Here is a 16,463-nt window from a genome sequence, read left to right on the forward strand (position 1 = left end):
ATGCCCGACCCTTGAACTTTTTTGGGCCGACCCTTGAACTAACGTGTGCTCGATGTATGCGGCGCGACTACCAGAAAGTGCTGGCTACGATCTGTGGAGGACCTGCTTCCCCGTCAATGAGGTCAGTCTTGATCAGAATCTCCAAGTTTTTGTGAGACCAGTCAGATGGGGCTCGCCGGGAAAGCTCCGCGATGGAAGCTGGATCTGTCGCAAATTCACCTGCGGACTGTGTGCCGTAGGGTGTAAGCCCCGCCGCGATGACGACTATCTGCTTGGTTCGAGGGTCAAGCATGCGGACTACGACGCCGTAATCCTCTTTCATATCCGAAAACTGGGTCAGGTGACTGAGGTCGCCTATCTTCGTTTCAGGATGTTCGCGGTTTGTAATCCATGTCCCACCTTTCGAATCAACATCGAAGTGGAATCGCAGGGGGTTCGTGAACATAATGGTCCAGTCATTGTTGAAGGCTCCAATCAACACGGAAGGGCCTTGTTGAAGGTCAGCGAACGAAGTCGTCGACTCTGCATGGATTTTGAATTGTCTGCCATGCGTTTTAAGCAAAGCAGCGATGTTCGTCATAGCAATGGAATCTCCCAGCACCGTGACGGCGATCTCTCTGGGATATCCCTCTTTTCCGAGTACCATCGGTCCGGCGATCGAACTCCGAAGATGGTTGGGTTCAACCTGGGCATACTTTGGTCGAATCTGCCCTATCGAAATCAGAACCGGATTGGTTGAGGCAAGCACGGGCTCCCAGAACTGATCGATCGGTGCAGGTGGTGGATGCGCGACGCGGTGTAACACTGCCCATCTTCCCAGGCCGACCAAAAGAAGCAGAAGAACAGCGGCCCAAGCCACTGCGCCGAGCCTGCGTTGAGGTTGGGTTGTTTGAGCAAGAGGTTCAGTCGCTTTCTCTACCCCCTCTATCCCAGGATCCGCAACCTCGGGAGCCACGCTCAGAACCTGATCGACGATGGCGTCCGGCAAAAGAGGACTTACAGGAGTCACTTGGAAACGCGGGACATAGGAGCCCACAGGGAGTTCAATACGCAGTCCAGAGTCCCCCGCGACACCCTGATAGTAGAGCGCCAGTCGCTTGCGGACCTCTCCGGCAGTCATTCGCACAACAGGGTCGAGGTTCGTATCGTAAGTTGGATTCCGCTCGAAGACTTCGATCCCGATCGATCGCTCTTTCAAATCCTGGCGACCAGAGAGAGTCTCCTCCACCGCGTAGCGCAGGAATGACTGACAGCGCTTGCTTGTCTGAAAGTGATGACTAGAAAGAACTCGTTCCAGCTCTTCACGGACAACCGAGGCATCTGGCTTGGTCTGTTGGGGAGTGACAGTGTCCAGCAACGGTTCCTGAACAATGGAACTCGGTGGCTCGGCAAGGCTTTTCATGCCAACCTTCTTATCTGGACCCGTTTAATACTCATTTATTTCTTGTGGGGGGTATGCTACGTACCCATAGAGCCAATTGTCCAGAACTATTTCCTTTCAGCAGTAGGCTGGCCTCTCCGGAACTCTCCCCTCTTTACCCCCAAAAACCCCAATGAAATTACGGTATCGTACTTGCCCTCGCCCATCCTGGCGACGAGGATTCGCTGGTCCAGAGATCTGGGCGCGCGCCGTTCCCAAAGCGTCGCGGAGATTGAAGGGGATATCAAATGATAAAGGGATGGGCTGTTATTTTTCGGAGGATCTTCCTGGGCTTAGGGCTGCTATTTTCTCTGGCCGCCGTTACAGCTCAGGCGCAACAGACCACAGGCGACATCCTCGGCACCGTCATGGACGAGACTGGTGCCGTAGTTCCCGACGCCTTGGTCACAATCGTAAGTCTTGCCACCCACGAGACCCACGTCGTCAAGAGCAGCAGCAGCGGAGACTTCGTCGCCAACCTGCTCAATCCGGGTAACTATTCCATCAGTGCCACCGCGACCGGGTTCAAGAGCTATGCCGTTCCATCCATTACGCTCTCGGCTGGCGACCGTATTCGCGTCAATGTGCAACTCACGATTGGCGCCGCCACTGAGACGGTCACTGTCAACGCGCAAGCCTCCGAACTGCACACCGATAGCTCCGTTCTCTCCCACACCATCGATGCGAAGCAGACTCAGGACCTGCCGCTCAACGGACGCAACTTCGTCCAGCTTGTTCAGCTTGCGCCCGGCGTCAACGAAGGTCCTCCTGACAGCCTCACAAACGGCAGCAAGCTTGACGATCGCCGTCAGTCGGCCTCCTTGTCCGTCAACGGACAGTCCGACGTGCTTAATAATGAGATGATCGACGGCGCGGACAACAACGAGCGCCTCATCGGCACCGTCGCTGTCCGTCCCTCGCTTAAAGCCATCGCCGAGATCAGTGTCCAGACCAACACCTATACCGCTGAGGTCGGCCGCACTGGCGGCGGCATCATCAATATCATCACCAAGTCCGGGTCTAACCAGTTCCACGGCTCTGCCTTCGAGTTCTTCCGCAACGACATCTTCGACGCCTCTACCTACAACTTCGGCAATAAGCTGCCCAAGAACGAACTCCGTCAGAACCAGTTCGGAGGCAGTCTTGGCGGACCCATCTTCAGAGACAAGACCTTCTTCTTCGGCGACTACGAAGGCTATCGCCAGATCGCCGGGACAGCGCCTCAGTCCTTGATCGTTCCCACGCTTTATGAGAAGCAGCACCCCGGAGACTTCTCGGACACTGGCGGCCCCGTCATCGCCCCTGCAGACTTCGATAAAGCCGGGATCGCCTACTTCGGACTCTTCCCGGCCCCTAACAACGGCCCGAACACCTATACGTCCGGCTATAAGAACACGCAGTACAGTCATGACTTCGACGCGCGTATCGATCAGATCTTCAATCCCAAAAACACCTTCTACGCCCGCTTCGCCTACAACAACGTCTCCACCAACTCGCCCGGTCCCTTCCCCGACGCGACCATCGCCGGCATCACAATCAATCCGAGCTTCATCGGGAACGGCCTCGGCTCCGCCAAGGATCTCGCCTACACTGGTTCGCTCAACTACGTCCACATCTTCAACACCAATCTGCTGCTCGAACTCAAAGCTGCCTACACCCGTGTCGACAACCAGAGTTTCCCCAATGCGGACGGCACCAACCCGAATGAAGCCATCGGCCAGCCCAACGTCAACACTCCCATCAGCGATTCCACCGGACTTGCGCCCATTGTGGTCGTCACCGGTGCAAGTCTTGGAGGCGTCCTCTTCCAGCCTTTGAAGGATCAGGACAACACCTTCCAGTATCTCGGCACCCTCACCTACACCCACGGCGATCACAACTTCAAGATCGGCGGAAATTTCATCCGTCGTCAGCTCACTTCCTTCCAGAGCAGCTACCCGGAAGGACTCTGGATCTTCCTCGACTACCCGGGCCTGATCCAAGGCAACTATCTCAACACCCAGCGATCGCTTCAGCTCGTCGTTCCTCATCTCCGCGTCTCGGAGACTGGCGTTTATATCCAGGATGACTGGCATGCCTCGAAGATCCTCACCATCAATGCGGGCCTGCGCTACGACCACTTCACCCCTTACACAGAGATCAATAACAACATCTCCACCTTCAATCCCGCGAACGGTACGCTGCAGATAGCCGGCGTCGACGGCGTCTCGAACACCGCAGGTATCCAATCGGACTGGCATGGTCTTGCCCCGCGCCTCGGCTTCGCCCTCACCCTTGCCAAAAATCTGGTCGTTCGCGGTGGTTACGGTATCGGCTACGTCCCGATGAACACCACATCGAACGCTAACCTCAAGAATCCACCTTTTGTTTCGACCGTAAGCTCCTGCGGCTTCTTCAGCTGCGGGCCGGGCTTTACCAAGTTCATCGATGGCTTCCCGGTGCCTACGCCGACCAATATCAGCAATCCCGGCTCTTCGATTCCAGATGCTGTCAGCCCGCACTTCCGCACCAGCTACCTGCAGCAGTTCAACCTCACGGTCCAGAAAGAGGCCGCAGGCAACGTGTATACGGTCAGCTACGTAGGCCTCCTCGGCCGTCAACTCGCTCAACTGCTGCCGGACCTCAACGCCCCGCCGCCGAACACATGCGGAGCCAATGCCACCTGCTACACCCCGCTTCGGCCCTATGTCTCGAAGCTCCCCAACGTCGGCGTCATCGGCTACTTCCAGACCGGGGGCGTCTCCTCCTACCACTCCCTCCAGACCTCAGTCGAGCGTCGCTTGAGTCATGGCCTCACCATGAACATCAACTACACGCTCGCCCACAGCCTCGATAACTCCACCGGCCTCAGTGAAGAGGGTGCTGGCGGGTACGGCAGTGTTCCCAACCTCGTCGACACTCTCGACTACGGCAACAGCGCGCTCGATATCCGCAATCGTTTTGCCGGCACCATCAACTATGAGCTGCCCTTCGGCAAAACGGCTTCAGGTCTTAGAGCTCTTGCCCTCAAGGGCTGGCAGCTCAATACCATCGGCGTCTGGAACACAGGAACTCCCTTCAGCATCACCAACTCCAGCGACGTCAGCAACACCAACCCCGGCGCCAACAACGCCGATCGTCCCGACCGCATTGGCAGCCCTCGCGTCTCCACCCCCACCGTCAACGAGTTCTTCAACCCTGCTGCCTTTGCGGCACAGTCTACCGGCACCGTCGGCAACGAGCGTCGCAACGCTCTCTATGGGCCACACTACCGGCACCTCGATCTGTCTCTCTTCAAGACCTTCCCAATCCGCGAGCGCTATTATCTCGAGTTCAGAGCCGAGTCCTTCAACATCCTCAACATGGCTAACTTCGCTACCCCGAACGCATCACTCGGCGGCTCCAACTTCGGCAAGATCACATCCATGAGCACTGCCTACGCCCCTCGCCAGTACCAATTTGCGCTGAAACTCACCTTCTAACCACGCCATCCGGAGAACAAAACCAATGAAGATCAGCTCGAAGGAAGAAGTATGTCCTCCAGAAATCACGACGGGGATAGCTCGCCGCTCAGTCCTCAAATCACTCGCACTGGCGGCAGGCGCAGTCGGCATGGGAGTACCGGCAGCTCATGCCGCTGGCAACTCCAAGTCCAAGAGCTCACCGCTGGCCAAAGACCCCATCTTTGCTGACGCAACCAAGCCAATCGTCGAAACTGATCTGGGCAAGGTTCGCGGCTACATCCGCAACGGAATCTTCACCTTCAAAGGCATCCCGTACGGCGACGACACCGGCGGCTCTGCCCGTTTCATGCCGCCAAAGAAAGCCAAACCGTGGACCAACCTCCGCAGCTCGATGCACTACGGCAGCTGCTGCCCGCAGCCCGACGGCCACGGCTGGAAGCACGACGAAGAAGCCTGGATGTTCGCCTGGGACGACGGCACTCCCGGCGAGGACTGCCTCTGCCTCAACGTCTGGACTCCCGGTATCAACGACAACAAGAAACGCCCCGTCATGGTCTGGCTCCACGGCGGAGGTTATACCGCAGGTTCCGCGCAGGAGCTCAAGTCCTACGACGGTGAAAACCTCGCTCGCAGAGGCGATATCGTCATGGTCTCGATTAATCATCGCCTCAACGTCTTCGGCCATCTCGACCTCTCCGCCTACGGCCCCCAATATGCCGAATCCGGCAACGTCGGCATGCTCGACATCGTCCTCGCACTCGAGTGGGTGCGCGACAACATCGCCAACTTCGGCGGCGACCCCGGTTGCGTCACTGTATTCGGCCAGTCCGGCGGCGGTGGCAAAGTCTGCACTCTCACCTGTATGCCCTCCGCTGAAGGCCTCTTTCACCGCGCCATCGTTCAGAGCGGCTCACTGGGCCACTCTCGCACTCCCGAGAACGCCGCCGGGACCACCGATGCCTTCCTCAAGCAACTCAACCTCGACCGATCCTCCATCGCCAAACTCAACGACATCCCCTGGCGCGAGATCGAAGCCGCAGCCGTCATCGCCACCAGGCCCACAGCGCCGCCCACCCTCATCAACTTCCGCCACATGGGCAACCTGCTCGGCTGGGCTCCAGTCCTCGACGGCAAAGTCGTCACTGAAAATGCCTTCGATCCAAAGACCCCCGACCGCGCAAAGAAAATCCCCCTCCTCGTCGGCACCAATCTCAACGAGTTCGTCACGGCCATGGACCATCCCGAGTACTGGCAGTGGACTGACGCCGACCTCCAATCCCACGTCCAGAAGGTCATGCCTCAGCAAGCAGACGCTGCCATCAAGGCAGTCAAGGAGCTCTACCCTAACGCCAAGCCCTTCCAGCAATGGTCGATCATCGCCTCTTCCTCGGTTCGCGGAGCAGCCATTGATCAAGCTATCAGCAAAGCCGCGGCCAGCGGTGCTCCCGCCTACCTCTACTACTTCACCTGGCAGCCGCCCATTCTCGATGGAAGACCCATGGCCTTCCACTGCGCCGAGATGTCCTTCACCTTCGACAACGTCCAACGCTGCGAAAACATGACCGGAGGCGGCCCCGAAGCTCAGGCTCTAGCCGACAAAGTGAGCGGTGCATGGATCACCTTCGCGCGCACGGGAAACCCCAACCACCCCGGCCTTCCCAAATGGCCGGAATTTACTGCCGAAAACAAGTCCACCATGGTCTTCGACAACACGTGCGTAGCCCGCAACAATCTGGATGACAACCTGCAAAAAATCGTAAGCGAGGTTTAGGAGACCAATGAATATTCAGCACACGCGTGTCCCTTTTGAGCGAGCCAGCATCTTGCTCGCAACGGCATTCCTTTTTCTGCCTGGCACCATAAAGTCTCAAACCGTCAACACGGAATCCGGCCCCGTCACCGGCGCCACCGCCGATGGAGTCATCTCCTACAAAGGGATTCCGTACGCAGCCCCACCCATCGGAGAGCTGCGCTGGCGTGCCCCGCAGCCTCCTGCCAAATGGTCCGCTCCATTCGCTGCCACAGCCTACGGCCACGACTGCATGCAGCTCCCCTTTCCCAGTGACGCCGCACCCCTCGGCACACCGCCCGCGGAAGACTGTCTCGTCCTCAACGTCTGGGCTCCAGCGAAACCCTCCGCAAAAAAACTCCCGGTTATGTTTTGGATCTACGGCGGCGGCTGGGTCAACGGCGGAAGCTCGCCTGCAGTCTACGATGGCAGCCAGTTCGCTAAAGGCGGCGTCGTCCTCGTCAGCTTCAACTATCGCCTCGGACGCCTCGGCTTCTTCGCCCATCCCGCCCTCACGAAAGAGCATCCCGACGAAGCGCTCGGCAACTATGGCTACATGGATCAGATCGCTGCTCTCAAGTGGGTCGAACGCAACATCGCCGCCTTCGGTGGAGATCCCGCCAACGTCACCATCTTCGGAGAGTCCGCAGGCGGCTTCTCCGTCCATATGCTCATGACGACCAAGCTCTCCGACGGCCTCTTCCAGCGAGCCATCGTGGAGTCAGGCGGTGGCCGCTATGGTCTTAACAGTTCCTACCTCCACACCGTCTCTCCCACCGGTCGCCCCTCGGCCGAGAGCATCGGCGCGGCCTTCGCAAAAAAGAACAGCATCGAAGGCGAAGACGCCGCAGCTCTCGAAAAACTGCGGGCCCTGCCCGCCGAAGCCATCGTCGACAACATGAACATGGCCAACATGAACGCTGAGGCAGCCACCTACTCCGGCCCCGTCATCGACGGCACCATCATGCGCGGCGAGGTCGGCGCCATGTACGCTGCCGGTATGCAGCACCCTGTCCCCATCATCGTCGGCGCCAATAGCATGGACATTGGCTTCTCCCCCGCAAAAAATAAGCAGGGGCTCTTCGCCTCCTTCGGCCCAAACGCGAAGGCCGCCCAGCAGGCCTACGATCCCGACGGCACAGCCGACTTCCGAGCCCTTGTCTTTGCGGTAGGCGGAGATCAGTTCATGATCGAGCCGGCTCGCTTCATCGCCCGCAAGGTCGCCGATGCCGGACAACCTGCCTATGAGTTCCGCTTCTCCTACGTGGCCGACTCCATGCGCAAAGAGTGGCCCGGTGCTCCCCACGCCAGCGAAATTCCCTACGTCTTCGACACCGTCAAGGCACGCTACGAGAAGGCCCTCACCGACTCAGACGAAAAAGCCGCGCGCAACACCAACGCCTACTGGATCAACTTCGCCAAGACCGGCAACCCCAACGGGCCTGGTCTTCCCAAATGGCCCGCTTACCAAACCAAATCCGATCAACTCATGAACTTCACCAACGACGGCCCGAAGGGAACGCCTGATCCCTGGAAGGCTCGTCTTGACCTCGCAGAACCGGCAAGCAAGTAGCGACTCTGCAACTTGAGAACCGCAGATCCGGCGGGGGAAGCACTCTCACCGGTTCTGTGCTCAAATTCGGATGCAGATTAAACACCATCGTCTATCAACACTATTTAGACAAAGGATGACATCTACAAATTGCGAGGCTACCTTTCCTCCGGCGCACTCCTTGCGTCAACCTGTCGTCGGCTTCGATGTGATCCACGGCTACAGAACAATCTTTCCGGTGCCGCTTGCCATGGCCTCGTCATGGGACCCGGCTGTCGAACAAGCAGCCCAACAGCAGGCCGCGAAGGACTCTCGTGCTGCAGGAATCCAGTGGACCTTCACTCCCATGGTCGACATAGCGCGCGATGCCCGTTGGGGGCGCATCGTCGAAGGCGCGGGCGAGGAGATCCATACCTGGGATCGGCGACGGCGGCCGCGCAGGTCCGTGGTTTTCAGGGTGACTCCATTGGTCCCGATAACGTTCTGGCCTGCGTCAAGCACTTTGCCGGCTACTGTGCAGCCGAAGGGCTCGGGGAAGACTCAACCGCGAGACTGCATACAGAGTTAATCGTCACCAAATAAGGAATGTCGCATCGCCTTGCAACCGCGGGTATCTTCAGTGGTATCCCGCGGCAGCAATGGTAAATAAGTGGCTTATGCTGCGATATGGAATCCCATGCCCCAAACTACTCAGAAGAAGAACGCACCCCCGCATCGCGCGAATCATCAAGTTCGGATCTTCTAGTCCAGGTTCAGACTCTTCCCGGCAGACCCACACGACTCGCCGCGGTTATCTCAAGAGAGTGATCTCTGTAATCGTCTGTTCACATCCAACGCCGCGCCAGACTGTAGTCTGAAAAGACGGCTCTATGAACGTATTAGTCATAGAAGATGACACGCGGATCGCGAACCTTGTCGAACGTGCTCTGAGAGAAGACGGCCACAAGGTCACTCTCACCCACGACGGGCAAGAGGGCGCCGATCGGCTGCTCACCGGAAAGTTCGACGCCGCTCTCCTCGACATCCTGCTCCCCGGCATGGACGGTTTCGAGGTCCTGCACAAAGTCCGCGCGAAGCATTGCAAGACTCCCGTGCTAGTCCTCACCGCAGTCGATGCAGTTCCAAAGATCCTGCACGCATTCGACCTCGGTGCCGACGACTATCTCGTCAAGCCCTTCATCCTCGAGATTCTGCTGGCGCGCGTCACTGCGATCGCACGAAGAGTCGTCAGGCCAGAACCGGTCATCGTCAGCGCAGGCGACGTCACGCTCAACCCAAGCCGCCGCCTCGCAACCCGTCACGGAAGAGACATTCCCCTCACGCGCAAGCAGTTCGAACTGCTGAATCTTCTGATGGAGCGCCGCGGCCTCATCACCTCCCGCGAGCAACTCATCGAAGCCGGCTGGGGATGTACCTCCGAGGTAAAAGAAAACACTCTCGACGTCTACATCCACGGCCTCAGAGCCAAGCTTGAAAGCCCGCTCGATCATGGCGAGCCGCTCATCCGAACCGTCCACGGTACCGGTTACATGTTCGAGGCGACCTGACCCCATGCACGCGCTCTCCGTCCGTGCGAAGTTGATGTTCCTCTACTTCCTGGTCACCTTTACAGGTCTTCTCCTGTTCGGGCTTATGAGCTTCGGAGTACTGCAGTACACGCTGCTGCAAGCCAAGAAGACCCACCTGCAGGGCAGGGAAGACCGCCTCCTCAGCCTCCTCAACGAAAACAACGCAAGAAAAGACCCGGTCAACTTAGAAGAAGAGCTCCGCAACTACGCGCTCGTCACTCACGAAGGAAATCTCTTCGCGATCCACAATCTCGACGGCACCCCGCTCTTTCCATCCAAAGGCATCGCTCCCGACTGGCCCCTGCCCAAGGGCGAAGACTGCGCCCACCCGGTCTTTCGCTCTGCCATACTCGCCCCGCAGCCAGCCATGATGATGTGCCACATCATCATGCTCGACGGACGCCCCGTGCGTCTCCACATCGGCGGATCGCTCGAGGAAGAGGTAGACATCCTCAACAAGTATCGCAACGCCCTGTTGCTGCTGATGCCCGGCCTGCTCATCCTCTCTTCTCTCTGCGGCTACCTCCTCAGCGGCCACGCCCTCAAACCCGTCGACCGCATGACCCGCGCAGCGTTAGGCATCGGCATCGGCAATCTCTCCGAGCGCCTTCCCGTCCCGCAGGCCAAGGACGAGATACAACAGCTCGCCATCGCCTGGAACCAGCTCCTCGCCAGGCTCGACGCCGCCGTCTCGCGTCTCAGCCAGTTCTCCGCCGACGCCTCCCACGATCTCCGAACCTCCATCACCGTCATCCTCGCAACCGCGCAGCTCTCGCTTCACCGCCGCCGCTCCGAGGACGAGTACCGCGAAGACCTCGACAAGATCGTCACCGAGTGCCGCACCGCCTCCACCCTGCTCGACGCACTCCTCGCTCTCGCCCAGAGCGATAACTTCATCCACGAGGTCGCCTTTAAGGAGATCGACCTCTGCGAACTTCTAGTCAGCGGCTGCCGGCGCGTCGAAGACCTCGCCGAGTCCAGCGACATCATGCTCGACTGGTATCTCCCCGCCGAACCCGCCTTCATTCAGGGCGACGAGCTTCTCCTCCAGCGCCTGCTCGGCATTCTCCTCGACAACGCAATCCGATACACCCCGGCCCACGGCGAGATCCGCGCCGAGGTCCTCCTCGTCGACAACGCCGCCATCGTAACCGTGCGCGACACCGGCGTCGGCATGTCCGAGGATGTTCGCCAACACGTCTTCGACCGCTTCTATCAGGCAGATCTCCGCGAGAGAAAATCTAAAGCAGGCAGCGGTCTTGGCCTCTCCATCGGCCGATGGATCGCAGACGCCCACGGCGCCGACCTCACCGTCGAGAGCACTCAGGGCAGAGGGTCCGCATTCCAGATACGCTTTCCCATCATGTCCGAGATTCGCCCCGCAATCATCGGGGAAGCCGCGGAAGGAGCCTCCACCATCGGACCCAGACAAGCTCCTACCCAACGGCCACTGGCCCGATGACGTCTTTGATTGGGTGTAGTCGTGACGATGGGGCCAGACGGTCAGCTCGTATCGCAAAAACTAATTCACGAACAACTGACCGTAAATCTCGCCCGCTAGGTAGTCCCGAGGCTAAGAACACGTTGAATCAGGCCAGGTAGCCCGACACAGTCACGAACAGCGTACCCGTTGAGCCTGCCGGGCTGTACCCTGTGACGGAGATAGACGTTCCCGGGTCAACGTAAAGGCGCACCGCCTGCAGAGCGACATAAAAGTCATAACCATTAGAGCTCTGTGCGTATGCAAAGGTCAGCGGAACAAACAAACTGACACTCACGCCCCCGCAGATGTAGTTCACGAAGGCCTCGAGTTGGCTCCCCGCCGGAGTCACATCCAGCTGAAGACTCAGGGTCTCTACTACCAGGTGACTCCCGGCTGGCACTGTGACGGAGGGTGACCCGGTGGCTCCAAACGGACTGGCCGGCAGCCCTGGTGCGGAAGTAACGGCATTGATCACATCGACCTTCTCCATGAACGCCTCCAACGACAGGAACTGTGTTCTGGGCCCGGTCGCACTACCATACCAAACTCACCAAAACCTCTCCTGAAGCGGGAAGCCCCCAAAATAAATCCCAAATCCCTGTCACATTTCGAGCCCTCGAAAAAGCGACTGCCAAAACACCACGTTCACCATACAAAACACCACAACTTCACCACCAAAACACCACGTCAAAACACCCGATTTCTCCAAAACCCCCCGCAAAACCGCACAAACCCCGCGCAAAAAAAATTACTCCACTCCGGCGCCCAGTCGAACGCCAAACCCGATCCCCAAACTCAAATCCGGAGACGCCGTCCGTCGGCGCAGCCCCTATCGTCCCGGCAACCAGACTGTAAACTGTCCTAAGGACCACACTTATGACAGCAACTCCAATGCTAGGCAAACCGGTGGCCGACGCCATCGTGACTAAAGTAAAAGCCGATGTCGCTCATTTAAAAGAGCGCTACGGAATCACCCCGCAACTAAGCGTGATCCAGGTAGGAAGAGACGCAGCCTCTGAAGTCTATTTGCAGAACAAAATAAAGAGCTTCGCCAAAATCGGCATCTCAGTAAAGCCCCACACCTTCCACTCCACCGTCAGCGCCGCAGAGCTTGAAGACACAGTCAGTGCCTTGAGTGAAGACAAATCCGTTCATGGAATCATGATCGGCCTACCGCTTCCATCTCACATCGAAGATTCTACAGACGAAAACAGAGGTAAATTCGATATCTTCGATCGGATCAATCAATTCAAAGACGTCGATGGTGTATCGCGACATTCCACAGCAGAGCTCTATCGAGGACAGCTCGAACGCCTGACGTTTCTTCCCTCAACTGCCCTGGCTGTAAGTCGAATGCTGAAGTTCTACGGTGTCGAAACGACAGGAAAACGAGTCGTAGTCGTAGGCAGGAATGACATCACTGGCAAGCCGATTCATCATATGCTGGGCGGCCGAATGGGAAATGCAACAGTCTCATGGTGCCACCGGTTCACCCCGAAGGAGACGCACGATGATCTGACGAGAGCGGCAGATATCGTCATCACCTGCGTCGGTAGCCCTCGATATCAATTGAAAGAGGATGTTCTTCGCAGCGGATCCACAGTGATCGACGTAGGCACCCGAGTAGACAAGGATGGCAATTTGATTGGAGATGTAGACTTCGATGGCGTGAAGCACGTCGCAGCCTTCTTGACGCCAGTCCCCAGAGGCGTCGGGCCCGTTACAGTCGCCTGTCTGATGGAAAACGTCGTCAGGGCTACGAGATTTTGCGCCGGAGAAGATGTGCGCGGATATCAGCTCTAGGCCAATTCTAGGCAAGTCTCAATATAATGGCGTCTCATGCGTTTCATTCAGACAGCCCTCCTCGTATTTTTCGTATCTTCTTTGCTTTGCGCCCAGCAACTGGCCACTCGATATTGGGGCGGAACGCTACAGAATAACGCCGGCGCATCGATCAATGGCGCAACTATCCGTTTGGTTGCGAAACAAGGCGAACTCAGCTCAAAGACATCCTCAGACGGTAGTTTCCAATTTCCCAATCCAGCCCCCGGCGACTATACGCTCGAGGTAACGATAGACGGAGTCGTTCACCGCTCTGTGGAGTCACTCAGACTCAAAGCAGACTCACCTCCAGCAATTGTGACCCTCTCCGCTGAAGGCACCGTCGCGGTTACATTTCGTGTGGAGGACACTGCGAAGGCCGGCGGAGAGAAGCTCTCCAGTCAGACCGTCAGCGCAATTCCGCTGAACAAACGCGACTTCAGCCAGTTATTGCTGCTCGCGGCTGGAACGATGACCGACGCGAATGGCCAGACAAACTTCACCCAGCAGTTCGCTATCAACGGACAGCGCGGCGTCGAGGCAGTCTTCGCCATGGACGGCGCAGACACGAGCGACCCGGAGTTGGGAGGCGCAACGTTCAGCAACTTCAACGTCGATGCCGTCCAGGAGATTCAATCGACCTCAGGCTGGATGCCCGCAGAGATCGGCCGCGGTGCCGCGGGCTTTACAAACATCACCACACGCTCCGGAAGCAGTGGTTTTCACGGTTCCGTCTTCGAATTCCTGCGCAACTCTGCGCTCGATGCGCGCAACTACTTCGACCATCCCTCCATCGCTGAACCCGGCCGAATCCCGCCGTTTCGGCGCAATGAATTTGGCTTCACCAACGGCGGCCCGGTCATCCTGCCCCATCTCTACGATGGAAGCGGCAAGACCTTCTACTTCGGGCAATATCAAGGCTTTCGACAGGTACTTGGAACGACGCAGGTCCTCCCGGTGCCCACGGCCTCCGAGCGGCTTGGCATCGACACGACCGCGTTTCCAGGCGATACGCTGGTCATTACGCCTACTCCTGAGATCGCGAAGATTCTCTCCCGCTATCCGTTGCCGAATAACCCGACAGGCTCCTACGGCGCCAACACCTACGCGGTGTCCTCCAAGGTAGTCACGAACGCCAACCAGTTCTCCGTACGGATCGACCAGGTGCTTTCCGCAAACAAACATCTCACCGCAAGATTCAACTTCAACAATCTCTTCGGCCCCACCACCAACCCCGACCAGACTGCCATTGATCCCAGCTTCGGTGTTGTGTACGTCGATCACCAGCGCAACGGAGTCCTTACCTACAACCAGACGGTCTCCCCTCGCTTCTCCTTCGAGAGTTCCATCAGCGCAACCAGAACGACGCCCCAGTTTCCAACACCGAATCGCACCGACCCCGCGGTCAAGTTCAACGACGGCCTCTTTGAAGCCTTCAACTCGGCGGCTGGCTCAGTCATATCCGCATACGGCAACCTCTTTCAGGCCAGACAGAACTTCGTAATCACCATCGGACGTCACCTCATCAAGGCTGGTGGAGAGTTCCGTGCCAATCGCGATACCACCTACTTCGGCACCAGCCCAAACGGCGAATACGACTTCGGTGGAGGGACGGCCTACTCCCCTGTAAACATCACCTCACAGAGCGGCGCTCACAACATCCGCGTCGGCGACCCTCTGCCAGATACGCTTAGCGGGCTGCTCACCGGGAGCGCTTTCGTCTACACCACGGCTGTCGCGTCCCCATACGTCTCGGGCGGTGATCACATCGGCCCCGCAGCAATCTCACGTAACGGCGGAGCGATCTATGCCCAGGACACCTTCAAGATCTCCGACCGGGTCGTCCTCGACTACGGCATTCGCTATGAGATCTACTCTCCCATCACCGAACGTGCTCACCGCACCTCGGGCTTCCTCATCAACGGTTCGCAGCAGCAATATGTCGTCAATCCGCAGCCCGGATACCACTTCGACTGGGGCGGGATTGCTCCTCGCGTCCAAGTCGACTGGAGGGTCACGAACACGCTTCACCTTCACGCCGGCGGCGGCATCACAACAATTCCGCCCAACATCTGGCAAGACAATTTTCTAACCGGCGCTGTCCCCTTCGTGATCTATCCCCATATTACTGCCGCTGTCGGAGCGCCAATCCTCTATGGATTTCAGATCACCTCAGCGCAGCTTCCCACCTTCTACACTCCCACCGGACAAAACGTCTTCGCCAGCGGCAATACCAAAAGTGTTCCATCCAACACCGTTCTCGACGTGGAGCGCTACCAGAGAGATCTCGCCGCGCTCTCGCCAGGCGCTCAGTTCACGCCGCTGAATTTGACGGGAATCGATCGCCACTTCGGCAACGGTTATCTGCAAACGTGGACACTTGGCGCTGAACGTCAGTTCGGTAAGCTCACCGCGGACGCCGCCTATGTCGGTACTGCATCGGCCAAGCTGCCGCGTACCACCTTTCCCAACAGCTACTCCGGCGCCAGTCCGGGATTCGCCCCGTATACCCAGTTTGACGGTTCAGGCAACGCGATCGGTGGCTTCGGGACCGAACAGCTCATCACCAATAACGCTCACTCCACCTATCATTCGTTGCAAACATCGCTTACCGGTACACCTTTTCAGGGCGGCCCTGGCATGCAGCTAAGCTACACCTGGTCCAAGTCGATCGATGACACGAGCGGGGTCACGGCAAATGGAAACACCACCGGCGCAATCTCCAATCCATACCCACAAAATCCGTTTAATACCCAAGCAGAAAAGGGGCCGTCCAGCTTCGACGTTACGCATGGATTCACCATGAGTCTTGCTCAGGATCTGCAGTTGGAGAAGATTGAGCTGCTGCAACCGATCAACCGAAAAGTCACAGCCGGGTGGGAGTTGCTGAGCATCTCCACGATCAGCAGTGGCCAGCCCTTCACGGTCTACTCCGGCGTACAGCAGACAGGCGCCGGCTCCAACGGAGTAGATCGGCCTAACCAGATCGCGAAGCCCAATCTCTCCACCGCCAGAAAGGTTCGCGAAGATTATTTTGGACAGGGAGCAAACAACGCCAGCTTCTTCTCAATCCCAATCAATGAACCAGGCGGCACTGGGCCTAACCAGGGATTCTTCGGCTCTCTCGGTAGAAACACCTTTCGCGGACCGGCCTACTACGACTTTGATTTCTCGCTTATTAAAGACACTCCCGTCGGAAGGCGCGCGGGTGGTTCCGAGCTCTTTGACGTACAGTTCCGGTCAGAGTTCTTCAACATGTTCAATATCGTGGATATGGGTTTGCCGGCCAATACGATCAAAGGATCAGGCTTCGGCGTAATCAGCAAAACCGCAGGCACCTCGCGGCAGATTCAATTCTCCGTAAAGATACTTTTCTGAGCCCCTCTG

General features: G+C 58.0%; 11 protein-coding genes. 9 read left to right on the plus strand and 2 right to left on the minus strand.

What is annotated here, in order from left to right; all coding sequences use genetic code 11:
- Positions 1-67: 67 nt before the first annotated feature.
- Positions 68-988 (minus strand): hypothetical protein, encoded by a 921-nt coding sequence (locus tag HDF10_RS01255; RefSeq protein ID WP_221271345.1) that lies wholly within the window; start codon positions 986-988, stop codon positions 68-70.
- A 21-nt stretch (positions 989-1,009) separates the two neighbouring features.
- Between HDF10_RS01255 and HDF10_RS20535 the strand changes: the two genes are divergently transcribed.
- The 7 genes from HDF10_RS20535 (at position 1,010) to HDF10_RS01285 (ending at position 11,234) form a co-directional block, all read left to right on the plus strand.
- Positions 1,010-1,246, plus strand: coding sequence for a hypothetical protein (locus tag HDF10_RS20535; protein WP_221271347.1), 237 nt, complete (start codon positions 1,010-1,012; stop codon positions 1,244-1,246).
- A 422-nt stretch (positions 1,247-1,668) separates the two neighbouring features.
- On the plus strand, positions 1,669-4,881 hold the full coding sequence (locus HDF10_RS01260; RefSeq protein ID WP_183809702.1) for a TonB-dependent receptor: 3,213 nt from the start codon (positions 1,669-1,671) through the stop codon (positions 4,879-4,881).
- 25 nt (positions 4,882-4,906) lie between these two features.
- The gene (locus tag HDF10_RS01265) at positions 4,907-6,634 is read left to right on the plus strand and encodes a carboxylesterase/lipase family protein (RefSeq protein ID WP_183809704.1); all 1,728 of its coding nucleotides are present in this window, start codon (positions 4,907-4,909) and stop codon (positions 6,632-6,634) included.
- A gap of 7 nt (positions 6,635-6,641) precedes the next feature.
- Entirely contained in the window at positions 6,642-8,225 is a 1,584-nt protein-coding gene (locus HDF10_RS01270) for a carboxylesterase/lipase family protein (protein ID WP_183809706.1), read from the plus strand.
- Between the two features lie 115 nt (positions 8,226-8,340).
- Positions 8,341-8,772: a glycoside hydrolase family 3 N-terminal domain-containing protein gene (locus HDF10_RS01275; RefSeq protein WP_311732625.1), complete on the plus strand. Its 432-nt coding sequence runs from the start codon at positions 8,341-8,343 to the stop codon at positions 8,770-8,772.
- Positions 8,773-9,073: 301 nt separating this feature from the next.
- A complete protein-coding gene (locus HDF10_RS01280) occupies positions 9,074-9,751 on the plus strand; it encodes a response regulator transcription factor (RefSeq protein WP_183809708.1) in 678 nt (225 codons plus the stop codon).
- Positions 9,752-9,755: 4 nt separating this feature from the next.
- A complete protein-coding gene (locus HDF10_RS01285; protein ID WP_183809710.1) occupies positions 9,756-11,234 on the plus strand; it encodes an ATP-binding protein in 1,479 nt (492 codons plus the stop codon).
- A 127-nt stretch (positions 11,235-11,361) separates the two neighbouring features.
- Here HDF10_RS01285 and HDF10_RS01290 read toward each other — a convergent pair whose 3' ends face one another.
- Positions 11,362-11,745, minus strand: a complete 384-nt coding sequence (locus HDF10_RS01290; RefSeq protein WP_183809712.1) for a hypothetical protein — start codon at positions 11,743-11,745, stop codon at positions 11,362-11,364.
- Positions 11,746-12,131: 386 nt separating this feature from the next.
- Between HDF10_RS01290 and HDF10_RS01295 the strand changes: the two genes are divergently transcribed.
- A complete protein-coding gene (locus HDF10_RS01295; protein ID WP_183809714.1) occupies positions 12,132-13,058 on the plus strand; it encodes a bifunctional 5,10-methylenetetrahydrofolate dehydrogenase/5,10-methenyltetrahydrofolate cyclohydrolase in 927 nt (308 codons plus the stop codon).
- A 36-nt stretch (positions 13,059-13,094) separates the two neighbouring features.
- Positions 13,095-16,454: a TonB-dependent receptor gene (locus HDF10_RS01300; RefSeq protein WP_183809716.1), complete on the plus strand. Its 3,360-nt coding sequence runs from the start codon at positions 13,095-13,097 to the stop codon at positions 16,452-16,454.
- Positions 16,455-16,463: the final 9 nt, after the last annotated feature.

Origin of the sequence: Tunturiibacter empetritectus, from assembly GCF_014201375.1 — a bacterium.
In the GTDB taxonomy this organism is placed as follows: Bacteria; Acidobacteriota; Terriglobia; order Terriglobales; family Acidobacteriaceae; genus Edaphobacter; species Edaphobacter lichenicola_D.